Source organism: uncultured Bradyrhizobium sp., from assembly GCF_936928535.1.
Classification (GTDB): domain Bacteria; phylum Pseudomonadota; class Alphaproteobacteria; order Rhizobiales; family Xanthobacteraceae; genus Bradyrhizobium.
Window position 1 is genome coordinate 26210 of record NZ_CAKZHY010000119.1, and the last position, 24218, is coordinate 50427.

21 protein-coding genes are annotated in these 24218 nt (G+C 63.2%); 11 read left to right on the plus strand and 10 right to left on the minus strand.

The window, feature by feature from the left end:
* Positions 1-12 precede the first annotated feature (12 nt).
* Complete coding sequence (gene hslU, locus Q0687_RS24080; protein ID WP_298882339.1) at positions 13-1317, plus strand: ATP-dependent protease ATPase subunit HslU; 1305 nt, start codon at positions 13-15, stop codon at positions 1315-1317.
* Positions 1318-1517: 200 nt separating this feature from the next.
* A complete protein-coding gene (locus Q0687_RS24085; protein ID WP_298882341.1) occupies positions 1518-2642 on the plus strand; it encodes a hypothetical protein in 1125 nt (374 codons plus the stop codon).
* 79 nt (positions 2643-2721) lie between these two features.
* Here the strand turns inward: Q0687_RS24085 and Q0687_RS24090 are convergent, their stop codons facing one another.
* The 3 genes from Q0687_RS24090 to Q0687_RS24100 are packed head-to-tail and all read right to left on the minus strand — an operon-like array spanning position 2722 to position 5526.
* Complete coding sequence (locus Q0687_RS24090) at positions 2722-3312, minus strand: Smr/MutS family protein (RefSeq protein WP_298882345.1); 591 nt, start codon at positions 3310-3312, stop codon at positions 2722-2724.
* A complete protein-coding gene (locus Q0687_RS24095) occupies positions 3309-4844 on the minus strand; it encodes an MltA domain-containing protein (protein ID WP_298882347.1) in 1536 nt (511 codons plus the stop codon). The genes Q0687_RS24090 and Q0687_RS24095 overlap by 4 nt, the downstream gene beginning before the upstream one ends.
* On the minus strand, positions 4822-5526 hold the full coding sequence (locus Q0687_RS24100; protein ID WP_298882350.1) for a Tim44/TimA family putative adaptor protein: 705 nt from the start codon (positions 5524-5526) through the stop codon (positions 4822-4824). Before Q0687_RS24100 ends, Q0687_RS24095 begins: the two co-directional genes overlap by 23 nt.
* 410 nt (positions 5527-5936) lie before the next feature.
* Here Q0687_RS24100 and secB point away from each other — a divergent pair, with 410 nt between their 5' ends.
* A complete protein-coding gene (gene secB, locus Q0687_RS24105) occupies positions 5937-6422 on the plus strand; it encodes a protein-export chaperone SecB (RefSeq protein WP_298882353.1) in 486 nt (161 codons plus the stop codon).
* Between the two features lie 9 nt (positions 6423-6431).
* On the opposite strand, the gene dnaQ is transcribed toward secB, so the two are convergent.
* Genes dnaQ through Q0687_RS24125 form a run of 4 tightly spaced genes read right to left on the minus strand, consistent with a single transcriptional unit; the run spans position 6432 to position 9270 of the window.
* Positions 6432-7148, minus strand: a complete 717-nt coding sequence (gene dnaQ, locus Q0687_RS24110) for a DNA polymerase III subunit epsilon (RefSeq protein ID WP_298882355.1) — start codon at positions 7146-7148, stop codon at positions 6432-6434.
* A gap of 41 nt (positions 7149-7189) precedes the next feature.
* Complete coding sequence (gene coaE, locus Q0687_RS24115; RefSeq protein WP_298882358.1) at positions 7190-7789, minus strand: dephospho-CoA kinase; 600 nt, start codon at positions 7787-7789, stop codon at positions 7190-7192.
* 23 nt (positions 7790-7812) lie between these two features.
* Positions 7813-8421, minus strand: coding sequence for a Maf family nucleotide pyrophosphatase (locus tag Q0687_RS24120; protein WP_298882363.1), 609 nt, complete (start codon positions 8419-8421; stop codon positions 7813-7815).
* Positions 8422-8430: 9 nt separating this feature from the next.
* Complete coding sequence (locus tag Q0687_RS24125) at positions 8431-9270, minus strand: pyruvate, water dikinase regulatory protein (RefSeq protein ID WP_298882368.1); 840 nt, start codon at positions 9268-9270, stop codon at positions 8431-8433.
* Positions 9271-9730: 460 nt separating this feature from the next.
* On the opposite strand from Q0687_RS24125, the gene hemJ reads away from it, so the two are divergent.
* The 7 genes from hemJ (at position 9731) to Q0687_RS24160 (ending at position 18370) form a co-directional block, all read left to right on the plus strand.
* Complete coding sequence (gene hemJ, locus Q0687_RS24130) at positions 9731-10165, plus strand: protoporphyrinogen oxidase HemJ (protein ID WP_298882369.1); 435 nt, start codon at positions 9731-9733, stop codon at positions 10163-10165.
* Between the two features lie 260 nt (positions 10166-10425).
* Positions 10426-11691 (plus strand): transcription termination factor Rho, encoded by a 1266-nt coding sequence (rho, locus tag Q0687_RS24135; RefSeq protein ID WP_057751982.1) that lies wholly within the window; start codon positions 10426-10428, stop codon positions 11689-11691.
* Between the two features lie 313 nt (positions 11692-12004).
* Entirely contained in the window at positions 12005-13339 is a 1335-nt protein-coding gene (gene mnmE / locus Q0687_RS24140) for a tRNA uridine-5-carboxymethylaminomethyl(34) synthesis GTPase MnmE (RefSeq protein ID WP_298882374.1), read from the plus strand.
* 438 nt (positions 13340-13777) lie between these two features.
* Complete coding sequence (gene mnmG / locus Q0687_RS24145) at positions 13778-15658, plus strand: tRNA uridine-5-carboxymethylaminomethyl(34) synthesis enzyme MnmG (RefSeq protein WP_298882377.1); 1881 nt, start codon at positions 13778-13780, stop codon at positions 15656-15658.
* 111 nt (positions 15659-15769) lie between these two features.
* Positions 15770-16441: a 16S rRNA (guanine(527)-N(7))-methyltransferase RsmG gene (gene rsmG / locus Q0687_RS24150; protein ID WP_298882460.1), complete on the plus strand. Its 672-nt coding sequence runs from the start codon at positions 15770-15772 to the stop codon at positions 16439-16441.
* A gap of 30 nt (positions 16442-16471) precedes the next feature.
* Positions 16472-17338 (plus strand): ParA family protein, encoded by an 867-nt coding sequence (locus Q0687_RS24155; protein ID WP_298882380.1) that lies wholly within the window; start codon positions 16472-16474, stop codon positions 17336-17338.
* 144 nt (positions 17339-17482) lie between these two features.
* Entirely contained in the window at positions 17483-18370 is an 888-nt protein-coding gene (locus tag Q0687_RS24160) for a ParB/RepB/Spo0J family partition protein (RefSeq protein ID WP_298882393.1), read from the plus strand.
* A gap of 257 nt (positions 18371-18627) precedes the next feature.
* Here Q0687_RS24160 and holA read toward each other — a convergent pair whose 3' ends face one another.
* From holA to leuS, 3 genes are all read right to left on the minus strand, one after another.
* Positions 18628-19656: a DNA polymerase III subunit delta gene (gene holA, locus Q0687_RS24165; protein ID WP_298882395.1), complete on the minus strand. Its 1029-nt coding sequence runs from the start codon at positions 19654-19656 to the stop codon at positions 18628-18630.
* Between the two features lie 130 nt (positions 19657-19786).
* Complete coding sequence (locus Q0687_RS24170) at positions 19787-20338, minus strand: LPS assembly lipoprotein LptE (RefSeq protein WP_298882397.1); 552 nt, start codon at positions 20336-20338, stop codon at positions 19787-19789.
* Positions 20325-22961, minus strand: coding sequence for a leucine--tRNA ligase (gene leuS, locus Q0687_RS24175; protein WP_298882398.1), 2637 nt, complete (start codon positions 22959-22961; stop codon positions 20325-20327). The genes Q0687_RS24170 and leuS overlap by 14 nt, the downstream gene beginning before the upstream one ends.
* 196 nt (positions 22962-23157) lie before the next feature.
* Between leuS and Q0687_RS24180 the strand changes: the two genes are divergently transcribed.
* Positions 23158-24204, plus strand: coding sequence for a GGDEF domain-containing protein (locus Q0687_RS24180; protein WP_298882399.1), 1047 nt, complete (start codon positions 23158-23160; stop codon positions 24202-24204).
* Positions 24205-24218: the final 14 nt, after the last annotated feature.

The following is a 24218-nucleotide window of genomic DNA, read 5'->3' on the forward strand; positions in this document are numbered from 1 at the left end:
AGCTAAGGTGCCATGACAGACTTCTCCCCCCGCGAAATCGTTTCCGAACTCGACCGTTTCATCGTCGGCCAGGGCGACGCCAAGCGCGCCGTCTCGATCGCGCTGCGCAACCGCTGGCGCCGACAGCAGCTCACCGGCTCGCTGCGCGAGGAGGTGCTGCCCAAGAACATCCTGATGATCGGACCCACCGGCGTCGGCAAAACCGAGATCGCGCGGCGACTCGCCAAGCTTGCCAATGCGCCGTTCCTGAAGGTGGAAGCCACGAAGTTCACCGAGGTCGGCTATGTCGGCCGAGACGTCGAGCAGATCGTGCGCGATCTCGTCGAGGTCGCGATCGCCCAGGTGCGCGAGCGCAAGCGCAAGGACGTGCAGGCCCGGGCCCAGCTCGCCGCCGAGGAGCGCGTGCTCGATGCGCTCGTCGGCGCCAATGCGAGCTCGGCAACGCGCGAATCCTTCCGCAAGAAGCTGCGCGCCGGCGAGCTCAACGACAAGGAAATCGAGATCGAGACGCAGTCATCTGGCTCCGGCATGCCGATGTTCGAGATCCCGGGCATGCCGGGCGCGCAGATGGGCGCCATCTCGATCGGCGACATCTTCGGCAAGCTGGGCGGCCGCAGCAAGACGCGGCGGCTGACGGTCGAGGGCTCGCACGAGATCCTCGTCAACGAGGAATCCGACAAGCTGCTGGACACCGATCAACTGACGCTGGAGGCGATCAGCGCGGTCGAGAACAACGGCATCGTCTTCCTCGACGAGATCGACAAGATCTGCGCGCGCGAAGGCCGCGCCGCCGGCGACGTCTCGCGCGAGGGCGTGCAGCGCGACCTGCTGCCGCTGATCGAAGGCACCACGGTCTCGACCAAGCATGGCGCGGTCAAGACCGACCACATCCTGTTCATCGCCTCCGGCGCCTTCCACGTCGCAAAGCCGTCCGACCTGCTGCCGGAATTGCAGGGCCGGCTGCCGATCCGCGTCGAATTGCAGGCGCTGACCCGCGACGACATGCGCCGCATCCTGACCGAGCCCGAGGCCTCGCTGATCAAGCAATATGTCGCCTTGATGCAGACCGAGGGCGTGACACTCGACATCACCGACAGCGCCGTCGACGCGCTGGCCGACGTCGCGGTCGCCGTCAACTCGACCGTCGAGAATATCGGCGCCCGCAGGCTTCAGACGGTCATGGAGCGGGTGCTGGACGAGATCTCCTTCACCGCCCCCGACCGCAATGGCGAAACCGTCCGGGTCGATGCCGATTTCGTGCAGAAGCACGTCGGCGACCTCGCCAAGAACGCCGATCTCAGCCGGTTCATTTTGTGATTCGCTAGGCCCGCGCTATTCATTCCAGCGTCATCCCGGCGAACGCCGGGACCCATACTCACCGGCAGTCTTGTTGGAAATGATAGCGGCCCCAGCGTTGGCTCAAAACAAACATTCGTGGTTATGGGTCCCGGCCCCCCGTGCGCAATTGCGCACTAGGCCGGGGACGACGGTGCAGTTTGGCGCGCCGCCGGTGCCATATGCTCTCTGACATCCAGAAAAGCCCCTGGCGCATCCTGCTCGCGATCAACGCGGCGGTCATCGTCGGCGTCTTCATTCACAAGGTGAAGCTGCCGCCTTACGTGCCCTACATCCACCTGCTCGTCGACTACCATTTCGGCTTCATCAAGCGCGCTTTGATCGGGGCGATCGTCGCGCTGTTCACCGACAAGGTGCCGGTCTGGCTGGTGTTCGCGATCTCGGGGACGGCGTGGCTGGTGACGCTGGCCCTCTTCGTGCAGTTGTTTCGGAAGACGTTCGGCTTCAGCGCGAAGACGCTGCCGCTGTTCGTCTTCATGGCGGGCTCGCCGTACTTCCTGAAGAATTTCATGCACACGCTCGGCCATTTCGACATCTATGGCTGCCTCTCGGCGCTGGTCCTGCTGCTGATGCCGGCGGGCTCGTTGCTGTTCGTGGCGGCGGCGGCGCTGCTCTCGATCATCCTCGTGCTGATCCATCATATTCATCTCTTGATGTATGTGCCGACGATCATCACCATCGTCGTGATCAGGCACTACCTGACCTACGGCGTCACCAGAACCAATGTGGCATTCGGCCTGGCAGCGCTCTTCTGCGTCAGCGCGCTGTTCTTCGCCGCGCAATTCCTCGGGACCATGCCGATCCCGCAAGCTGATTTCCTCGCTTATCTCAAGAGCCGGATGGCCGATCCGTCACGCGAGGATCTGCTGCAATTCGCCTACATCTGGTACCAACCGCTCGCGAAGGAAATCTCCGACACCTGGGCCTGGCTGCCGCACAACAGCCTCGGCATTCCCGTGTTCGCGCTGCTGTTCTGGCTGCATACGCCGTTGTGGCGCTATTTCGCGGACCTGATCCATGCACTCGCGAGCGAGACGCATCGCCAGCTCGTCATCGCGGCCCTGATCGGCGTCAGCCTGGCCTATCTCGTGATGTTCGCGATGGTGTTCGACTATTCGCGCTGGATGTCGAGCTGGGCGGTCTGCATGTTCCTGATCCTGCACGCCGTAAAGATGCTGCCGGCCAAGCACGAGACACAGCTGATCCCGGAAGAAGACAAGAAGACCAATATCTTCGGCCTGATCATCACCCTGATCCCGCGCGTCGGGATCGTCCGGCCTTTTTAGTTGAGCATGATCTCCGCGCAAACGCGTTCCGCGTTTGTCGCGAGGGAAAACCGATATCCACTTTTCCAGATCACGCTCTTTAAAACCGCGCGCGCCTGATCCGCACATACAGCGCGCCCTCGCCGCCATGGCAGATGCCCGCTTCCTCGAACCCGACCACGAAGGCGCGGAATTCCGGCAGGCTCAGCCATTCCGGAACCTGGCGGCGAAGCACGCCGCTTTCGCCGCCGCTGCGGCCCTTGCCGGTGATGACGAGCACGAAGGTCAGGCCATCGTGATGGGCGCGGTGCAAAAAACCGGTCAGGGCGCGGTGGGCGCGCATCTGGGTCATGCCGTGCAGATCGAGCCGCGCCTCGATCTCGCTGCGGCCGCGCGACAGTTTTGTGCGTTCGCGCTTGCCGAGCGGGGCGAGCGGCGGCATCGACGGTTTTGACGGACGCGGGGCCGGCGCCGCAGCCAGGGGTCGCGGCGACAGCGCTTGTTTCGCGACCGGCGCGGCCGGCGAGGCCTCGGCACGCGGCGCGGCGTGCAGCTTGGTCGCCCGATGCTTGCGCAGCGGCTTGACCTGCCTCGAGACCAAATCCCACAGCTCGCGATCTTCCTCACTGAGCGCGCGACGGCGCGGCGAAGGACGCGGATCCAGCACGGGCGGACGGGACGATCGCTTCATTGCTGGTGGGAATGCGTTTTCATGTGCCTGCGAGGTTCGCGGACAGGTTCTATCACAGGACGCGGCGCCGGAATTGGGATGGGGCTCGCAACGGCGACAGTCTCGTCGTGGCCTGGAGTTGCGGCGGGCGCGACGGGCTTTGCCGCAGGCGGCTGCGGAAACAGCCTTGCGATCTTCTCGGACGGCCGCGGATCCGGCACCGGCAGCCTGGCTGCGCGAATATTCGGATCGAGGCTCTTCGGCACCAGCATCACGAAATGCATGGGGTGGCGCAGCCGTCCCGAGACGCGGCCAGCGTCCGCACCCGCACCAAAATAGAGATCCGCGCGGGCTGGGCCGACAATTGCGGAGCCGGTATCCTGCGCGATCATCAGGCGATGGAACGGCGTCTTGGCGCGGTCGGACTCGATCGGCAGCTCGCCCTCGATGAAGAACGGCGTGCCGTAGACATGCAGCGATTTGTCGACCGCGATCGAGCGGCCGGCAGTCAGCGGGATGCCTTGCGCACCGATCGCCTCGTCCTTATCGGACAGATTGACCTCGTGGAAGAAGATATAGGAGCGGTTCTGCCGCCGCAGCTCCTTGGCACCATCAGGATTTTGCGCCATCCACTCCCTGATCTTCTGCATCGACATCTCTTCCTTCGGGATGATGCCGCGCTCGATCAGGATGCGCCCGACCGCCGTGTAGGGATAGCCGTTATAGGAATCGTAATTGAGCCGGACGGTCGAGCCGTCCTCGAACTTGATCCGCGCCGAGCCCTGGATCTGGGCGAACAAAAGATCGGTCGGATCCTTCAGCCAGGCGATCTCCAGCCCGCGGCCGGCGATCTTGCCGTCCTCGATCTCGCCGCGATCATAATAGGGCACGAGCTTGCGGCGGCCGATCTTGCGATACACGGGCCCCTTGTTGGGCAGGCTGACGGAGGCCTGATTGAAGCCGCGCACGAACAAGTTCGAGGGGCGGCGATAGACCGGCACGTTGTAGATTTCGGTCTGCGTGCGCGATCCGTCCAGCACCGGCTCATAATAACCGGTGACGAAACCATCGGGCTCCCCTAAGCGCGAGATCCGCAGCGGCGAAAAATTGTCTTCAAAGAAGGCCTTCGCGCCGGCGTCATCGGTCGGCTCCCGCGACTTGGCGGCGCGGCAGGGTTCGCTCAGCGAACCGCCCAAGGCCTTGAATTCAAGCGCCTTGTGTTCAGGAGCGCTGGTCTGCGCATTGATCGACCGGCAGCTGGCACGAAACGTCTTGTAGGCGGCGAGATGATCGTCATCGCTCCAGCCCTTCACGTCGGCCCAGGCCAGCGGCAGATATTGCGCGCCTGATATTTCGAACGGGAGCGGGAGCTGGGGATAGGGCAGCGCGCGCGGCGGGATCGCGGCGACTTCGGGGACGTGGTGATGCTGGCTGCGGTAGTGACGCCGCGCAGCCTCGGCGCCGAGAGAAAACGAAGCCAGCACGACGAGACCTGCGCAAAGCGCCGTCGCGCTGTTCTTCAGGAAGATCTTAATTCGCGCTTCCGGTGCCAACCAGCTTCCAATTCGGATCGCGAGAGGTGGTGTCGCGGGCGAAAGTCCAGATGTCGGTGATGTCGGCGACCTTGTCGGCGTTGCCGTCGACGATATTGCCGGCCTTGTCACGGGTGACCGAGATCATCTGCGAGACGAAACGCACGGTCAGCTGCGCCGTACGGTCGCGCAGCTCGGCGCCAACAAGCTCGGCCTTGTCGATCGACACGAAGCGCGTCTCGGTCTTCTGATCGTTCTTCTCGCGGTCCTTGATCGCGGCGTCGAAGCTTTCATAGACCTCCGACGAGAGCAGGTCGCGCAGCGAGCGGCGATCGCCATTGGCAAAGGCGAGCACGATCATCTCATAGGCGCCGCGGGCGCCGGACAGGAAGTGGCGCGGGTCGAAGGTGGAATCCCGCTCGACGATGGCGTCGAGTCCCTGGGCCAGCGCAGTGCCCGGCTCGGTCAGTCCCTTCCAGCGGTCCGACGGCGGGGTCGGCTCGGCCGTCGGCGCCAGCGGGGCCTGATCGATCACCTTGCCCGGCATGGTCACGACATTCTTGTCGGGGGCACCACCCAGCGCATTGCGCGCGGTACGGTCGAACGGCGGCCGCTCATTGCCCGTCCGCTGCCCCAGCACGCTACGCAGCCGCAGGAAAATAAAGACCGCCAGCGCAAGGAAGATGATGGTGTAGATGTCCACGTCGTATCGCTTTCTGGTCTTAACCCGGGTCGTCTTTGGGGTCGTTGCCGGGAAAATCAATCCGGCCAGTAGACCGTTCCATACCGGAACGGCAAGATGACATCACCATTTTTGGCCCGCGCGTCTCGTCCGGCGGATGTAGGCACGAAATCTGGCCCGGCCAATGGCGCCTTTTGGCACAGCCCGAAGTGTAGCGCGTTTTATGCTTAAGGGGAAACCCGATCCTGCCCGGAAATCGCGCATCTTCAAGCGTTTAACGTGCGGTTTGGTGTCCGGGCCGGGTCAAACGTCACAGTTGTGGGCGTCGGCCGGATCGACCCTCCAGCGCCGTTCGTCCTTGTGGAATGAGGCAGCCCTATGTTAGCCAACCGCCGCGAAATTCAGCCCCAATCGGGTAAGGAGAGACTTTGATGACCAATGGCAACGGCACCCCTCCCGAGGCGGCCCAGGCTCCCCAGCTCAATGTGCTGGCGCAATATACTAAGGACCTGTCGTTCGAAAATCCGAACGCGCCGAGCTCGCTGCAGCAGCAGAGCCAGGCGCCGCAGATCAACATCCAGATCAATGTGAACGCCAACAACCTCAGCGAAACCGAGTTCGAGGTGACGCTGGCGGTCGAGGGCAAGGCCGAAACCGCGGGCAAGGTGATGTTCTCGTTCGAGCTGGCGTATGCCGGCGTGTTCCGCATCACCAATGTGCCAAAGGAGAACCTGCATCCGCTGGTCATGATCGAATGCCCGCGTCTGCTGTTCCCGTTCGCCCGTGAGATCATCGCGACCGCCGTGCGCGACGGCGGGTTCCCGCCGCTGATGCTGGACCCGGTCGACTTCGTCGGTCTCTATCGCCAGAACATGGAGCGGCAGATGGCCGCCCAGGGTCAGGCCGGTAAAGCCTAACCTCCGAACCTAGCCAGCCGAAGAGGCGACTGGAGCGGCGAGATATTCGTTCCAGATCGCCTTTTCGCCCATTGTTGCGATGAAGGCCCGATGGGCCTCACGCTCGGCATCCGACACCCGCGGCGCAAGCGGTACCAGGCGCTGCCGCCGCGGCGCATCGCCACCGGCGCTGATGCGAATTTCCTGGGTCTCCGACGCGAGAAGCAGCTGCGACTGCCGCGCCCCGACCAGATCGACATAGACCTCTGCCAGAAGCTCGGAGTCGAGCAACGCGCCGTGCTTGGTGCGGTGTGAATTGTCGATCAAATAGCGCGAACAGAGATCGTCGAGCCGGTTCGACACGCCAGGATGTTTGCGCCGCGCCAGCAGCAGCGTATCGACCAGCCGCTCGCGCGGAATCGGCGTGCGCTTGATTCGGTCGAGCTCGGCATTGATGAAGCTGATGTCGAACGAGGCGTTGTGGATCACCAAAGGCGCATCGCCGATGAACGCCAGGAACTCGTCGGCCACCTCGTGAAACAGCGGCTTGGTCGACAGGAACTCGGCCGACAGCCCGTGCACGGCGAAGGCTTCCGCCGGCATGTCCCGCTCAGGGTTGATATAGACGTGGTACGTCTGTCCCGTCGGCATGCGGTTGAAGATCTCGACGCAGCCGATTTCGACCAGACGATCGCCGCGCAGGGGATCGAGGCCGGTGGTTTCGGTATCGAGAACGATTTCGCGCATGATTTTTGGGTGCCGTGCAAGAAGCCGTGGTTACAGGCGAATCAGGCCCGCCGCTGCGGCATCTTAACGACCTCGGCCAGGATGTGCGTGATTTGCGCGCGCACCGGCTCGAGTCCGTGGGAGGTATCCACGACGAAATCCGCCCGTTTGCGCTTTTCGGCGTCGGGCATCTGCTTGGCAATGATGGCCTCTAACTTGGCCTCGTCCATGGTTCCCCGCGCCAGCACGCGCTCGCGCTGCGTCTCCGGCGAGGTCGAGACCACGACGACGGCGTCGACCCGCTTCTCGCCACCGGTTTCGAACAGCAGCGGGATATCGAGAACCACGACCGGCGCCTTGGCGGCTTCCGCATCAGTAAAGAATTTTTGCCGGGAGGCGCCGAGCATCGGATGGACGATCTGCTCGAGCTGCTTGATCGCGGCAGGATCATGCACCACGCGCGCCGACAGTTTTGGACGATCGACCTTGCCGTTGGCGGTGGTGCCGGGGAAGGCGGCCTCGATCGCCGGCGCGGCCGCACCTTCGTAGAGCTGATGAACGGCCGCATCGGCGTCGTAGACGGGCACGCCAGCCTCCGCGAACAATTTCGCGGTGGTGGATTTGCCCATCCCGATCGAGCCTGTGAGTCCGAGGATCCGCATCAGCGCAACACCATCCCTGTCAGTTACACCGCAACGAGCTGCTCGCGCCGCAGGAACGCAAGCAGCGGCAGGAGCGGCAAGCCGAGAATGGTGAAATGGTCGCCGTCGATGCGCTCGAACAGATGGATGCCGAGCCCTTCGAGCTGATAGGCGCCGACGCTGGTGGTGACGGTATCGCCGGCCGCATCGAGATAGGCGGACAGTTCGGCCTCGCTCATCTGCCGCATGGTCATGCGCGCGACCGAGACATCCTCAAAGACAATCTTGCCATCACGCGCGACCGCGACGGCCGAATTCAGCTCGTGACTGTTGCCGGAGAGATCACGCAGTTGCGCCAGAGCCTGGGCACGGCCTGCGGGCTTGTTGAAGAGTCGATTGCCCAGCGCCAGCGTCTGGTCGGCACCAATCACATAGCTTCCGGGATAATTGGTCGAGACCGCTTTCGCCTTTTCACGCGCCAGCAGCAGGCCAATTTCACGCGGGTTCGACAGCTTTGAATCTACCTGAATCCGGCGTTCGTCGATATCGGCTGTGATCGCCTTGAAGTCGAACCCGGCATTGGCCAGCAGCACCTTTCGCGCACTGCTTTGCGACGCCAGGATCAAGGGGGATGTGCCGCGCCAGAGAGACATCGCCGGAGCTTATTCCGAAGGCCGGTTGCGCTGGCGATCGCTATAAAGCTTCATGATCGCAGCTGCGGTTTCCTCGATCGAGCGACGCGTGACGTCAAGCAACGGCCAATCGTGCTTGGCACTCAGCTTGCGTGCAAATGCGACCTCCTCGGTGACCGACTGCCTGTCGGTATAGGTATCACTGCCGGATTCCGCGCCCATCGACAGCAGGCGGTTCTGACGGATCTGGATCAGGCGTTCAGGCGTTGCGTGCAGACTTACCACCAGCGGCCGGGTCAATGTCTCCAGCTGCGCCGGCACGGGAATGCCCGGAACCAGCGGCACGTTGGCGGTGCGAATGCCGCGGTTGGCAAGATAGATCGACGTCGGTGTCTTCGAGGTGCGGGACACGCCGACCAGCACGACGTCGGCTTCCTCCAGACCTTCGACATGCTGGCCGTCGTCATGGATCATCGTGTAGTTCAGCGCATCGATGCGCTTGAAATATTCGGCGTTGAGCACGTGCTGTGCACCGACGCGACCGGTCGTTGCGGCACCGAGATAGGCTTCGAACAATTGCATGACCGGGCCGATGATCGAGAGGCTCGGAACATTGATGTTCTTGCACTTGTCCTCGAGCCGGAACACCAAATCCTTCTCCAGCAGCGTGAACAGCACGATGCCAGGCGCTTCCTCGATCTCGTCGAGCACGCGGTCGAGCTGCTTCTGGCTGCGCACCAGCGGATAGACGTGCTCGACCGGCGTGACATTGGCGTACTGCGCGGCGACGGCACGCGCGACAGTGATCAGGGTCTCACCGGTGGAGTCGGAGACGAGGTGCAGATGGAAATAATTGCTCGAGGTCGGCACAAAAACTCTTTGTATGGGGGCGGTGTGGTTTGTGGATTTCTGTGGAGCTTAACCCCTCGGAAAGGGTTGCGCGACACCAGGGGCGGGACAAGTGCCAATTTTCTTCACACCGCTGCCCGTCAGAACAAGTCCGGCGGCCTGTCGTGAGAGGAGCGGGATTGCGCTGACAACCCCCTTGATAGGCTGCGGATAGAAATGCGCAAGCCTTTGAGCCCGGACCCTTTATCTGGCCAGGCGGGAACCAGCGAGGACATGTTGATGGATGTGAACAAGCGTTAGCGGACGTGCGGACGGCCTTGTGTGAGTCCAATCCACGGTCACTCAGACTCAAACCTTTAAGAATCTAAGATTCTAGATTTGAGGAAGGCTCAGGGTACGGATATGTGTGCAGGTGAGACCTTAACGAGTTCTTACTATCCCCAGCTCGCCGCGTAGATGAGCGCAAAGTCGGAAGCCGGACATGTTTGAAGACGTCTATCTCTGGATCAAGGCGCTGCACGTGATCGCGGTCATCTCCTGGATGGCCGGCATGCTCTATCTGCCCAGGCTGTTCGTCTATCACTGTGAAGCTGAGATCGGCTCGAAACAGTCGGAAACGTTCAAGGTGATGGAGCGCCGCCTGCTCAAGGCGATCATCAACCCCGCGATGATCCTCACCTGGCTCGCCGGGCTTTATCTCGCCTGGGCCGGCCATTGGTTCACATTCGGCTGGCTGCACGTAAAACTGGCGATGGTGCTGGCGCTCTCAGCGGTCCACGGCTTTTTTTCCCGCTGGCTCAAGGACTTCGCTGCCGACCGGCGCCCCCACAGTCAGAAATTCTTCCGGATTATCAATGAGGTGCCGACCGTTTTGATGATCATCATTGTCATCATGGTGATCGTGAAGCCGTTCTAGCCAAGATTTGAGGCAGGAATCGTGAATGATCGCTCATCGCTTCGGCTTGCGGAGTGGAAAGCGATTTTCTATATTAGGCCATCCCACCCAACGCAGGCGGATGTGGTTGTGTCCGAGCTTTTTGAAGGCCGGACACCGCATCAGGTTTGAAGCCCCCACCGGCACTTAACCTTGCCAGACCTGCGGACCTTATCTTCTCACGTCCGCATTTCAGAGCCTCCTCGCACCCCCTCCCAAGGTTACCCCACAGGACCACCCCAATGCGGGAAATCAAACTCGAAGACCTCAAATCCAAAACGCCGGCCGAGCTCGTCTCGTTCGCGGAGGAGAATGGGGTCGAGAATGCCAGCACCATGCGCAAGCAGGAGCTGTTGTTCGCCATCCTCAAGCAGCTCGCACTCGCCGAGACCGACATTGTCGGCCAGGGCGTCGTCGAGGTGCTCTCCGACGGCTTCGGCTTCCTCCGCTCGCCCGATGCCAATTATCTTCCGGGCCCGGACGACATCTACGTTTCGCCCTCGCAGATCCGCCGTTTCGGTCTGCGCACCGGCGACACCATCGAAGGCCATATCCGCAGCCCGAAAGAGGGCGAGCGCTATTTCGCGCTGCTGAAAGTCAACACGCTCAATTTCGAGGATCCGGAAAAGGCCAAGCACAAGGTCAATTTCGACAACCTCACGCCGCTGTTTCCGAATCAGCGTTTCCGCATGGAAATCGACGATCCGACGCGGAAAGACCTGTCTGCACGCGTGATCGACATCGTCGCTCCGATCGGCAAGGGCCAGCGTGCGTTGATCGTTGCGCCACCGCGCACGGGCAAGACCGTGCTGATGCAGAATATCGCGCATTCGATCACGGCCAATCATCCTGATTGCTATCTGATCGTGCTGCTGATCGACGAACGTCCGGAAGAAGTGACGGACATGCAGCGTTCGGTGAAGGGCGAGGTCGTGTCGTCGACCTTCGACGAGCCGGCGGTGCGTCACGTCCAGGTCGCGGAGATGGTGATCGAGAAAGCCAAGCGCCTCGTCGAGCACGGCCGCGACGTCGTCATCCTGCTCGATTCGATCACGCGTCTCGGCCGCGCCTACAACACAGTGGTGCCGTCTTCAGGCAAGGTGCTGACCGGCGGTGTCGATGCCAACGCGCTGCAGCGTCCCAAGCGCTTCTTCGGTGCCGCCCGTAACATCGAGGAGGGCGGCTCGCTGACCATCATCGCGACGGCGCTGGTCGATACCGGCAGCCGCATGGACGAAGTCATCTTCGAAGAGTTCAAGGGCACGGGTAACTCGGAACTGATCCTGGATCGCAAGGTCTCGGACAAGCGGACCTTCCCGGCGATCGACATCTCGCGCTCCGGCACCCGCAAGGAGGAGCTCATCACCGATCCTCAGGTGCTCAAGAAGATGTACGTGCTCCGCCGTATCCTCAACCCGATGGGCACGATGGACGCGATCGACTTCTTGCTCGACAAGCTGCGCTCGACCAAGAGCAATTCGGAGTTCTTCGACTCCATGAACACCTGAGCCAGGGTGCAGCAAAACATCAGAGGGCGCCTTCAGGCGCCCTTTTTGTTGTGCGGGTTTGCTGCGGGAAAGATGCAGCATAACCAACGGGCGGGGTGAGAAGCCGAATTTCGGTATCATGTTGATATAATTATAGATTTATTGACTTCTGGCCGGCCGAAATGTCCGAGGCGGGGAATTGTGCAGCAAAAAGCCGGCGTATGTTGCGATGCACCAATGGAATTTGTTGCGGGTCAGACCGCAGCAAAATCGTCTTTGGTGTTGGCCCGGAATGAGCGGTTTGCCTTTTCGCGGCCAGCCAGACAAATAGGCCATGCATTCGCGTGACCAGACCATCTTTGCGCTATCGTCCGGCCGGCCGCCGAGTGCGATCGCCATCGTGCGCGTCTCGGGTCCGCAAGCCGGACAGGCGGTGATGACATTGGCGGGCAAGCTGCCGGCGCCGCGGCAGGCCAGCCGGCGGCTGCTCCATGACGGCGCCGGCCAGCCGATCGACGATGCGGTCGTGCTCTGGTTTCCGGGGCCGGGGACTGCGACGGGCGAAGACGTCGCCGAATTCCACGTCCATGGCGGCCGCGCCGTGCTCGCCGCGCTCCTGGCTGCTATTTCGATAATTCCGAATACACGCGCGGCCGAACCGGGCGAGTTCACGCGGCGCGCATTCGAGAGCGGCAAGCTCGACCTCACCGAAGCCGAAGGTCTCGACGACCTCATCCATGCCGACACCGACCGCCAGCGCCGCCAGGCGCTGCGGCAGCTGCAGGGGCTGCTCGGCGACCGCGCGCGCGACTGGCGCGAGCGCATCATCGAGGCGTCGGCGCTGATCGAGGCCGGCATCGATTTTTCCGATGAAGGCGATGTTCCTGCCGAGTTGCGGGCGCCGGCGGTGAAGGCGATCAAATCGCTGCATGCCGAGATCACAAAAGTCCTTGCGGCACAGGGACATTCTGAACGCCTGCGCGATGGCATGGTGGTTGCGATCGCGGGCGAGCCGAACGTCGGAAAGTCGACCCTGATGAATCAGCTCGCCCGCCGCGAGGTCGCGATCGTTTCGCCGCATGCCGGCACCACGCGTGACGTCATCGAAGTGCAGCTTGATCTCGACGGCTATCCCGTCACTGTCATCGACACCGCCGGTATCAGAGAGACCGACGATCCCGTCGAACAGGAAGGCGTGCGGCGAGCGAGGGCTCGGGCTGAAGACGCCGACCTCGTGCTGTGGCTGGTCGAGGGAGAGGGCGCCGCCAATCCGGATGCGATGCGGTCGGGCGACCTGCCTGGCGGTCCAATCTGGGTGGTGCGCAACAAGATCGACCTTGGCGGCGCCAGCGCCGGTCCGTCCGGCGAATTCCAGATCTCAGCGAGCCGGGGCGACGGCATCCCCGCGCTGGTCGAGGCCCTCGTCGGATTCGCAGCCGACTTCTTCGGGACGACCGAGGGTGCATTGGTCACTCGGGCCCGCCAGCGGGATCTGTTGAGCCGTGCGTCAGAGAGCTTGCGCCAGAGTCTCGAGCTTGTAGAAGAGGGCGAGGAGCTGGCCGCCGAAGAGCTGCGCGCTGCCGCCTACGCCCTGGGCCGGCTGCTGGGCCGGGTCGACGTCGAGGACGTCCTCGGGGCCATCTTCCAGAAGTTTTGTATCGGAAAGTAGTTCTAGTTCTTCAATGTAGAACTAGCCATTGTTCCATTTCTTCTGTTTCACGTGAAACGGGGTGGTTCCAGCTTGTTTCACGTGAAACAGGAGGGGGGGATTGGAGTGAGGGGCGCTCCGCTCTTAATCTCCGTCATTGCTAGGAGCCCCTTGCGACGAAGCAATCCAGGCTGCGTCCGCGGAAGCGATTGGATCCTTCGCTTCGCTCGCAATGGCGGAATGCGATGTCGCAGTTCCGGTTCCCGAACGCGTATCGTCGGCAGTGGCCGGTGCGCGCGTTTCACGTGAAACATTCCGCCACCCAGTACCTTCCCCTACTGTGCATGGGGTTGTTTTCACGAGACGGCTCTGTGGCCACCCGGGCCCGTTTCACGTGAAACACCCGCCGCGTCCAGTTTCCCCTTCCGGCTTTACAGGCTCTGAGCTAGAAGTCCGCCCATGCGATCAGAGCGAGAGAATTTCGACGTCATCGTCATTGGCGGCGGCCATGCCGGCTGTGAGGCCGCGGCGGGGTCTGCCCGGATGGGCGCCTCGACCGCGCTGGTCACGCACCGTTTCTCGACCATTGGCGCGATGTCCTGCAACCCCGCCATCGGCGGTCTCGGCAAGGGCCATCTGGTCCGTGAGGTCGATGCGCTTGACGGTCTGATGGGCCGCGTCGGCGATGCCGGCGGCATCCAGTTTCGGGTGCTGAACCGCCGCAAGGGTCCCGCTGTCCGTGGTCCGCGTGCCCAGGCCGACCGGAAGCTTTATGCCGCCGCCATGCAGGCTGCGATCCAGCAGACGGAAGGTCTTTCGGTCATCGAAGGCGAGGCCGACGAGCTGGTCGTGGTCGATGGCGGGGTCACTGGACTGCGCCTGGCCGATGGCCGTGAGCTCCGGGCAGGGGCTGTCGTGGTCACGACAGGCACCTTCCTGCGCGGTCTGATCCATCTGGGCGAGAAGACCTGGCCTGCCGGCCGGGTCGGCGAGGCCCCGGCGATGGGTCTTTCGACATCCTTTGAGCGGGCCGGCTTTACCCTCGGGCGGCTCAAGACCGGGACGCCGCCGCGTCTCGACGGTTCGACGATCGACTGGTCCGCGGTCGAGATGCAGCCTGGAGACGAGCCGCCGGAGCCGTTCTCGGTTATGACCGAGCGGATCACGACCCCGCAGATCCAGTGCGGAATCACCCGGACCACGGCCGCAACCCATGAGGTGATCCGGGCCAATGTGCATCGTTCCCCGATGTACTCCGGCCAGATCAAGAGCTCCGGTCCGCGCTATTGCCCGTCGATCGAGGACAAGATCGTCCGCTTCGGCGACCGCGACGGCCATCAGATCTTCCTGGAGCCCGAGGGGCTCGACGATACGACCGTCTACCCCAATGGCATCTCGACCTCGCTCCCCGAGGAGGTCCAGCTCGCGATCCTCGCCAGCATCCCCGGCCTTGAACAGGTGAAGATGGTCCGCCCCGGCTACGCGATCGAATACGACCACATCGATCCCCGCGAGCTCGATCCGACCCTTCAGACCAAGCGCCTGCGTGGTCTCTTCCTGGCCGGCCAGATCAACGGCACCACGGGATACGAGGAAGCTGCAGGCCAGGGCATCGTCGCCGGCGTCAATGCGGCACTGTCCGCCAGCGGCGCCGCGCTGACGGTGTTCGACCGGGCAGACGGCTATCTCGGCGTGATGATCGACGACCTCGTCACCCGCGGGATCACCGAGCCCTACCGCATGTTCACCTCGCGGGCCGAGTACCGGCTGACCTTGCGGGCGGACAATGCCGATCAGCGTCTGACCGAGAAGGGGATTGCGCTGGGCTGTGTCGGCAGCGCCCGGACCGGGCATCATCGAGCCAAGATGGAGGCCCTAAGCGCTGCCCGAACCCTCTCGAAGTCGCTGACCATCACGCCCAACGAAGCGATCAAGCATGGGCTATCCCTCAACCGGGACGGCCAACGCCGGTCCGCGTTCGAGCTCATGGCCTATCCAGAGATCGGCTGGAGCCAGGTCCGTGCGATCTGGCCGGAGCTGTCCGCCATTGATCCTGTGATCGCCACTCATCTGGAGATCGACGCCAAATACGACGTCTATCTGGAGCGCCAGAGTGCTGACGTCGAAGCCTTCCGGCGCGATGAGGGGATGGTGCTGTCGGAGGTCGATTACAGCCTCGTCCCCGGTCTCTCCAATGAAGTCCGGGCCAAGCTGGAGAAGGCGCGGCCATTCACGGTCGGTCAGGCCGGCCGGATCGACGGCATGACGCCAGCGGCGCTCGGCGTCCTCGCGGCCTATCTTCGCCGCGAGGCACGAAAGACTTCCAAGGCAATCGCATAGGCGTTTCACGTGAAACAGCGCGGATCGGGCGGCGACAGACCGCTAACGCGACGACCCGGAGCAGGTGAGGGCACCGCCCACCGATCCGACGCGGCACCGGCTAAGCCGAAGATCGACAAGGCCAGCGCCAACGATCAGGCGCTCGACGCCATCATCGCGGCCGACAAGCGCGCAGCCTTGAAGCTTGCCCCCGTTTCACATGAAACGGAGGCACGGCTTGACCGCTACATCGTGCTGCTTCGGGAGTGGCAGGCCAAGACCAATCTGGTCGCGCCCTCGACCCTGCCAAACCTTTGGACCCGGCACATCGCCGATTCGCTTCAGCTCGTCGACCTCGCGCCATCAGCAAAACGCTGGGCCGACCTCGGCAGCGGCGGCGGTTTTCCCGGCGTCGTCCTGGCCTGCGCCATGGCCGGGACGCCGGACGCTCGTGTCCATCTCGTCGAGCGAATCGCCAAGAAGGCTGCCTTTTTGCGCGAAGCCATTCGCGTCACCACATCTCCGGGAGTCGTACATCTCGCTGAGATCGGGGATAATGTGGATAGAATCACCGGCCCCGTCGATTGCGTCACCGCGCGCGCGCTGGCTCCGCTACATCAACTCATCGGCTTTGCGGAGCCGCTGATGCGCCAGGGCGCAAAGGCGCTGTTTCCCAAGGGTCAAGATGTAGAGGCTGAATTGACCGAAGCCGCTAAATATTGGAATATTCAGCCACGTCTCCACCGAAGCCGGACGGGTGACGGTTGGATCGTCGAGCTGGGTTCAGTTGAACGGCGCGCGTGAGGCGCTCAGGGGTTGAGTTGGGGAATTTCGATGACCGTGATGGACGAGCCGCAGCAAGACCAGGCCTCGCAGGAAAAGGCTGAAGTGCCGCATGGCCACCCGCGCATCCTGGCGCTGGCGAATCAAAAAGGCGGCGTGGGAAAAACAACCACAGCGATCAACCTTGGTACCGCACTCGCCGCGATTGGCGAGCGCGTCCTGATCGTCGATCTCGATCCGCAGGGTAACGCCTCGACCGGCCTCGGCATCGATCGCCGCAATCGGTCGTGCTCGACCTATGACGTGCTGATCGGCGAAGCCCCTCTGCGCGAGGCCGTCGTGTCGACCGCGGTGCCCAGGCTGCACATCGCGCCCTCGACCATGGATCTCTCCGGTCTCGAGCTCGAGCTCGGCACCACTGCCGGACGCGCCTTCAAGTTGCGCGATGCGATCGCCTCGCTCAACAACAACGTCTCGCCGGATGCCGACTACACCTATGTGCTGATCGACTGCCCGCCATCGCTCAATTTGCTCACGGTGAATGCGATGGCCGCATCGGACGCGATCCTGGTGCCGCTGCAGTGCGAGTTCTTTGCGCTCGAAGGTCTGTCGCAATTGCTGCAGACGGTGGAGCAGGTGCGCTCGACGCTGAACCCGAACCTGTCGATCCACGGCATCGTGCTGACCATGTTCGACTCGCGCAACAACCTCTCGAACCAGGTCGTTGCCGACGTGCGCCAGTTCATGGGCGAGAAGGTCTACAAGACCATGATCCCGCGCAACGTGCGCATCTCGGAGGCGCCGTCCTACGGCAAGCCCGTGCTGGTCTACGATCTCAAATGCGTCGGTAGTGAAGCCTATTTGCGGCTCGCCACCGAAGTGATCCAGCGCGAGCGCGAGCTGCGCGTCACGCATTGATGGTGCCGTAGGGTGGGCAAAGGCGTCGTCGCTGTGCCCACCATCTTCCGCGCATAAACGACGGGTGGGCGCGCTTCGCTTTGCCCACCCCACGACAACAATTCAGTTCTGGAGTGCTGCACCGTGAATCCAAGGGAGTTGGCAATGGCCGACGAAGCGCGTTCGCGACTGGGCCGGGGTCTTGCAAGTCTGATCGGTGACGTCGGCGGCGAAGCCCAGCACGTCGACCGTCCGCGCGCGCAACGCAAGGTGCCGATCGAATTCATCAAGGCCAATCCGCGCAACCCGCGCCGCACGTTTTCGGATACCGAGCTCAAGGAGCTCTCGGAGTCGATCAAGCAGCATGGCGTGATCCAGCCGATCGTGGTGCGCCCCGTCAAGGGTGCGCAGGATCGCTTCGAGATCATCGCCGGTGAGCGGCGCTGGCGCGCGTCGCAGATGGCGGGTCTGCATGAAGTGCCGATCGTGCCGGTCGACATCAGTGACAGCGATGCGCTGGAGTTCGCGATCGTCGAGAACGTGCAGCGCGAAGACCTCAACCCGATGGAAGAGGCGCAGGGCTATCACGCGCTCGCCAACGAGTTCAAACGCAGCCAGGAGGAGATCGCTAAGGTTGTCGGCAAGAGCCGCAGCCACGTCGCCAACATGATGCGGCTGACCAAGCTGCCGGCCGAGGTGCAGGCCTTCATCGCGACCGGCGAACTGACCGCCGGCCACGCCCGCGCCCTGATCGGCGTGCCCGATCCGCTCGCCGCCGCCAAGCGGATCGTTGCGGAAGGCCTCAACGTCCGCCAGGCCGAAGCGCTGGCGCACGAAGAGGGCGTACCAGAGCGCAAGCCGCAAAAGCCGCGCGTCGCCGGCGGTAAGGAAAAGGACCCTGACACGATCGATCTCGAGAAGCGCGTCAGCGACGCGCTCGGCCTCAAGGTGACCGTCAATCACCGCGATCCCGGCGGCTCGGTCCAGATCAACTACCGCAACCTCGATCAGCTCGACGAAGTGATGAAGCGGCTGGCCAAGGGCGCGCTGTAGCCCGCGCTGACAGCCTATCACCGTCACCCCCGCGCAATGGCGAAGCCGTTGTCGCTGGAGGTGGCCGCTTCTTCAGCGACCACCGAAGGGCGAAGGCCCGGCTGTCTCCGGCGGTGATACCGCGGCCGTCCATCCTTCGAGGCTCCCGGCACGATGCGTAGCATCGTGCCACTCGCACCTCAGGATGACTGATTTGGTTATTCTGGATTGCTTCGTCGCAAGTGCTTCGCTCGCAATGACGTGGAGAGACCGCGGCCCTAACCCCGTCGCTTCGCATTCGCGGCGATGGCCATCAGCGCGCGCTGGGCGATGGCGGCGGCGAGAGTCGATTGCTTGCGGGTGTCGAGCGCGGCGGCTGCGAGCTGCTCGATGATTGCTGCGAGCCTTGCCGCGCTGAAATTGCGCAGCGCGGTTTCGACCATGGGCTTTCGTGAAAAATGTAAGCGCGGATATCCGCCGTCGAGCACCGCGGAGGCAGGCTGGCCGTCCGCGATGGCGAGCGCGGATTTGTGCAGCCATGCGGCCTGGCGCTGCGCGGCCGAGATGATCACACCGGGATAGGTGCCGGCGATCATGGCCTTTGCAAATTCGGTCTCGACGATGTCGGGCCGGCCGGCGAAAGCGCCGTCGACGATCGGATCGAGCTTGAGTTCGGAGGCGTCAGCAACGACGGACATCACGTCGTCAAGCGTGATCTCGCCCTTGCCGTGGGCATAGAGCGTGAGCTTGCGCAGCTCGTTGCGCGAGGCCTGGCGGTCGCCGCCGAGAAACGACATCAGCGCGGCGCGAGCATCCTGTGTGATGCGTAAGTTCGCGATGCGGAGCTCGTCCTCCATCAATTTGGCGAGGTCGCGCTCGGTGTCGGGATAGCAGCCAATCGCCACGGCCGTCTTGGCCTTCTCGCACGCCTTGCGCAGCGGTGATTCCGGCCGCAGCTCGCCGGCTTCGATCACGATGCGGCAATCCTTCACGCTCATCTCGGCGAGCGTATCGACGCCGGCGGCAAAGCTGCGCGAGCCGGCGCGGATGCGAATGGCGCGGCGGCCGCCGAACAGCGGCACGGTCATGGCCTCGTCGACCAGGCGCGACGGCTCGGCCGAGAGCTCGTCACCGTCGAGCTTCACCAGAGAGAAGGGATCGTTGGGATCGTCGACGGCGGACGCGATTAGCGCGTCAGCGCGTTCACGCACGAGGCCGGCATCGGGACCATAGAGCAGGATGATCGGACGGCCCTGATCGGGACGCGCGAGGAAGGCGTCGATCTCTTTTCCGCGCAGCGCGACCATCGAACCTACATCGTCATTCCGGGGCGCGCACTGCGCGAACTATGGTGCGCAATTGCGCACCTGAGAATCCAGAGATTGTGGATCGAGATTCCGGATTCACCCTTCGGGTGCGCCGGAATGACAGGATTTATCAGGAGCCCGCGGTAAAGAACGCGGCGAGCCGGGTGTTGATGTTGTCGGCAATCTCGCTGGCCGCACGATCTTCTGCATCGCGGATGGCGCGGTTGCGGGCGAAGCGCTGGTACGAGCCGGGCATGTCATAGGAGACGCGCGAGAACGTGGAACCGCTCATCACCGATTTGCCGGTCGTAACTTCGATCAGATTGTACTGGCAGTCGATGCCAAAATTCTCACTGGTCGGCAGGCCGGTCAGGGCAGAGACGATCAGCGACGATCTGCTCGAGGTGAACCGGATATCCAGCCGGTGGGTCGGCGGCATGCCGGTCGCCGAGCCGTAGAGCTTGAAGGCAAGGGCGTTGCGGATCTCGATGCCCACACGGGCCTCGCGCGAGGCATTCGCCTTCGAGATCGGCGGCAGGTCGACCCCCATCAGCTTTTCGCGCAGACCGGGGGTACCGTCGGTATGCTCGGCATACATCGGCTGGAAGCAGCCGGCCGTCAGCGCAGCCAGTGCGGCAACCGCCAGCAAGCGGGCTGCGATACGGATCCTAGCCGACAACATTCACGATCCTCTTGGGGACGATAATCACCTTGCGGACGGGCTTGCCGTCCAGGGCCAGTTTTACAGCATCAAGGGCCAAAGCGGCAGCCTCGATTTCCGGATTCTGGGCCGCTGTTGCAACTGTGACCTCACCCCGCTTCTTGCCGTTGACTTGAACCACCAGGGTCACGCTGTCTTCAACCAGCAAATCGCGTTCGATTTGCGGCCAATTGGCCTCGGAAACCAGCCCGGGCTGCCCCAGAACCTGCCAGCACTCCTCGGCCAGATGCGGCATCATCGGCGAGAACAGCTGGACCAGTATCTGGCTGGCCTCCCGGATCGCCCAAGCCAAATCTGGAGCGAGGTCAGCCGAGGGCTGGCCGGAACGCTGGAGCACCTCCGAGAAAATATTCGTGAATTCGCGGATATGGGCGAGGCAGACATTGAAATGCAGCCGCTCGACGCCTGATGTCACCTTGTCGAGGGCCCCGTGGGCGGCCTTGCGCAGCAGGAGCGCGTCGTCGCCGAAGGACGCCGGCCGGGTTGCCGGAGCAGTCTTGGTGACCTCCACGGCATCGTTCACCAGCCGCCACAGCCGCTGCACGAAGCGCGAGGCGCCCTGGACGCGCTCGTCGCTCCAGATCACGTCGCGGTCGGGCGGAGAATCCGACAGCATGAACCAGCGGGCGACGTCGGCGCCGTAGGTTGCGATGATGTCATCGGGGTCGACCGTGTTCTTCTTCGACTTCGACATCTTCTCGATCGGGCCGATCGCGACGTCTTCGCCGGTTGAGAGCAGCGTCGCGCGGCGTCCATTGCCACCGACCTCGATCTTCACCTCGGCCGGTTGCACCCAGGTTCCGTCGGCCCTCTGGTAGGTCTCGTGCACCACCATGCCTTGCGTGAACATGCCGGCGAACGGCTCATCCAACGCCAGGTGCCCGGTCGCCTTCATGGCGCGGGTGAAGAAGCGGCTGTAGAGCAGATGCAGGATCGCGTGCTCGACGCCGCCGATATACTGGTCGACCGGCAGCATGCGGTTGGCGACCGCAGGCGTCGTCGGCGCGCTCGCGTTCCATGGATCGGTGAAGCGCGCGAAATACCAGGACGAATCCACGAATGTGTCCATGGTGTCGGTTTCGCGTTGAGCCTTGCCGCCGCACTTGGGACAGGTGACGTGCTTCCAGGTCGGGTGGTGGTCGAGCGCGTTGCCCGGCTTGTCGAAGCTGACATCTTCCGGCAGCACCACCGGCAGGTCGGCATCCGGCACCGGCACCACGTCGCACTTCGGACAATGGATCACCGGGATCGGGCAGCCCCAATAGCGCTGGCGTGAAATGCCCCAGTCGCGCAGGCGGAAATTGACCTGACGCTCGCCGACGGGCGCGTTGCCGCGCATCTCGCCTTCGAGACGCTTTGCGACCTCGTCCTTGGCCTGCTCGATGGTCATGCCGTCGAGGAAGCGCGAATTGATCATGCGGCCGTCACCGTCATAGGCGGTGTCGGTGATGACGAAGGATTTGGGATCCTGGCCCTCGGGACAGACCACCGGCGTATTGCCGAGCGCGTATTTGTTGACGAAGTCGAGGTCGCGCTGGTCATGCGCCGGGCAGCCGAAGATCGCCCCCGTGCCGTATTCCATCAGCACGAAATTGGCGACATAGACCGGCAGCTTCCAGGAGGGATCGAACGGATGCACCGCGCGGATGCCGGTGTCGAAACCCTGCTTCTCCGCGGTGTCGATGATCGACTGCGCGGTGCCGATCTTCTTGATGTCGGAGATGAACTCCGCGAGCTCGGGGTTCTTCGCAGCGGCTGCCTGCGCCAGCGGATGATCCGCCGAGATCGCCATGAACTTCGCGCCGAACAGCGTGTCCGGGCGCGTGGTGAAAATCTTCAGCTCGCTTTCGCCGGCAGGCGTCGTTGCCTGATCCAGTGCGAAGCGGATCAGCAGGCCCTCGGAGCGGCCGATCCAGTTGCGCTGCATCAGCCTGACCTTGTCGGGCCAGCGATCGAGCCCATCCAGCGCGGACAGCAATTCCTGCGAGTACTTCGTGATCTTGAAGACCCACTGGCTCATCTCGCGCTGTTCGACAACCGCGCCCGAGCGCCAGCCGCGGCCGTCGATCACCTGCTCGTTGGCGAGCACGGTCATGTCGACCGGATCCCAGTTCAGCTTGCGCTTCTCGCGCTCGGCGAGGCCGGCCGCGAGCATGTCCAGAAACATCTTCTGCTGATGCTTGTAATAGCTGGGGTCGCAGGTCGCGAATTCTCTGGACCAGTCCAGCGACAGCCCGATGGAACGGAGCTGCTTCTTCATCGCGGCGATGTTGTCGTAGGTCCAGGCCTTCGGCGCGACCTTGCGCTCGATGGCGGCGTTCTCGGCCGGCAGGCCGAAGGCGTCCCAGCCCATCGGATGCAGCACGTTGAACCCCTTGGCGCGCATGAAGCGAGCCAGCACGTCGCCGAGCGTGTAGTTGCGGACATGGCCGATATGGATGCGCCCGGACGGGTAGGGGAACATCTCCAGCACATAATATTTCGGCCGCGAATCATCGTTCTTCGAGACGAAGATCGCCTGTTCGTCCCATTTGCGTTGCCAGCGCGGTTCTGCGTCGCGGGCGTTGTAGCGTTCGGAGGTCATGGAATCGTTGGGTTTTCGTGGTTTCGGCGGCCTGAAGAGGCCGGACTAGGCCATAGAAGTCCTCGTGGGGTCAATGGGTTGCCGCTGCCGACGACCCCTCGCAATGCTGCTCCGCAAAAGGACGGATGAGGGCATTGGGATCGGATTAAGGGGTCGGTGCGAATTTGGCCGCCAATAGTGTACCTCGCGTCAGGCAATGGCCTCTGATTTCGATGATCCCGATTACGACTATGCCGCGTCCATCGCCGGACGGGCGATGCGGAGCATGGCCGAGCAGCGGATTCCGCCGACACCGACGAATTTCGCGATCTGGTTCCAGTATTACGCCGGCAGCCATAACGATCTGCGCAACGCCATTGACCTCCTGATCGACCATAACCGTGCCTTCGACAGCAGAACCAATCAGGACTTGTTCGAGACCTATATCGCGCCCCAGGTCAGCGCCGTCGTGGTCGAGACGTCCGAGCGGCTGCAAGCCCTCATGGGTACGGCCAAGGAATTTCTGGCGACCGCGATCGCCGACAATCATTCCCAGATGCAGGCGATCAACCAGGTTGCCGACCAGGGCAAGGCCGGCGTCGATCCGAAGGCGCTGGTGGCCCAGCTCATGAACGAACTGGCGCGCGCCGCCACCCGCGCGATCCGGCTCGAAGCCGGCTTTGAGGAAAAGACCCGCGAGCTCGACGTCATCAGAGATTCGCTCAGCAAATCCGAGGAGCGTGCCCGGACCGATACGCTGACGGGCCTCGCGAACCGGCGGGCGCTGGACGAGTTCCTGCGCAAGGCGCAGACGACGGCGGATTGGGGCGAGCCGCTCAGCGTTCTCTTACTCGACGTCGACCACTTCAAGACCTTCAACGACAATTTCGGCCACGGTGTCGGCGATCAGGTGCTGCGCCTGATGGCGAAAGTGTTGCGCGAAAAGGTTCGCCCGCAGGATTTGCCGGCGCGCTACGGCGGCGAGGAGCTGATCGCGGTGCTGCCGGATGCCGATCTTGCTGCGTGCACTGATATCGCCGAGCGCATCAGGCGTGCGATCGGTGAATGCACCATCACGCGCCGGTCGACCGGTGAGATGTTGCCGAATATCACAGTTTCAATCGGCGTTGCGCAATATCGCCCTGGCGAAACCACCGCTGATTTGATCGAGCGTTGTGATCGCGCGCTCTATCTCGCCAAGGGCGGCGGCCGCAATCGCGTGGTGACGGAAAACGAGCTCGATCGCGCCGAGGCTGCGCGTTAGCGTTTCGAGCGAAG

Coding starts and splice junctions, on each gene's coding strand:
- Q0687_RS24180 (WP_298882399.1), top strand. CDS start 23,158: ATGGCCTCTGATTTCGATGATCCCGATTACGACTATGCCGCGTCCATC.
- leuS (WP_298882398.1), bottom strand. CDS start 22,961: ATGACCTCCGAACGCTACAACGCCCGCGACGCAGAACCGCGCTGGCAA.
- mnmG (WP_298882377.1), top strand. CDS start 13,778: ATGCGATCAGAGCGAGAGAATTTCGACGTCATCGTCATTGGCGGCGGC.
- dnaQ (WP_298882355.1), bottom strand. CDS start 7,148: ATGCGCGAAATCGTTCTCGATACCGAAACCACCGGCCTCGATCCCCTG.
- Q0687_RS24090 (WP_298882345.1), bottom strand. CDS start 3,312: ATGAAGCGATCGTCCCGTCCGCCCGTGCTGGATCCGCGTCCTTCGCCG.
- Q0687_RS24160 (WP_298882393.1), top strand. CDS start 17,483: ATGGCCGACGAAGCGCGTTCGCGACTGGGCCGGGGTCTTGCAAGTCTG.
- mnmE (WP_298882374.1), top strand. CDS start 12,005: ATGCATTCGCGTGACCAGACCATCTTTGCGCTATCGTCCGGCCGGCCG.
- Q0687_RS24120 (WP_298882363.1), bottom strand. CDS start 8,421: ATGTCTCTCTGGCGCGGCACATCCCCCTTGATCCTGGCGTCGCAAAGC.
- Q0687_RS24155 (WP_298882380.1), top strand. CDS start 16,472: ATGACCGTGATGGACGAGCCGCAGCAAGACCAGGCCTCGCAGGAAAAG.
- Q0687_RS24085 (WP_298882341.1), top strand. CDS start 1,518: ATGCTCTCTGACATCCAGAAAAGCCCCTGGCGCATCCTGCTCGCGATC.
- secB (WP_298882353.1), top strand. CDS start 5,937: ATGACCAATGGCAACGGCACCCCTCCCGAGGCGGCCCAGGCTCCCCAG.
- Q0687_RS24170 (WP_298882397.1), bottom strand. CDS start 20,338: ATGTTGTCGGCTAGGATCCGTATCGCAGCCCGCTTGCTGGCGGTTGCC.
- coaE (WP_298882358.1), bottom strand. CDS start 7,789: ATGCGGATCCTCGGACTCACAGGCTCGATCGGGATGGGCAAATCCACC.
- holA (WP_298882395.1), bottom strand. CDS start 19,656: ATGGTCGCGCTGCGCGGAAAAGAGATCGACGCCTTCCTCGCGCGTCCC.
- rho (WP_057751982.1), top strand. CDS start 10,426: ATGCGGGAAATCAAACTCGAAGACCTCAAATCCAAAACGCCGGCCGAG.
- hemJ (WP_298882369.1), top strand. CDS start 9,731: ATGTTTGAAGACGTCTATCTCTGGATCAAGGCGCTGCACGTGATCGCG.
- hslU (WP_298882339.1), top strand. CDS start 13: ATGACAGACTTCTCCCCCCGCGAAATCGTTTCCGAACTCGACCGTTTC.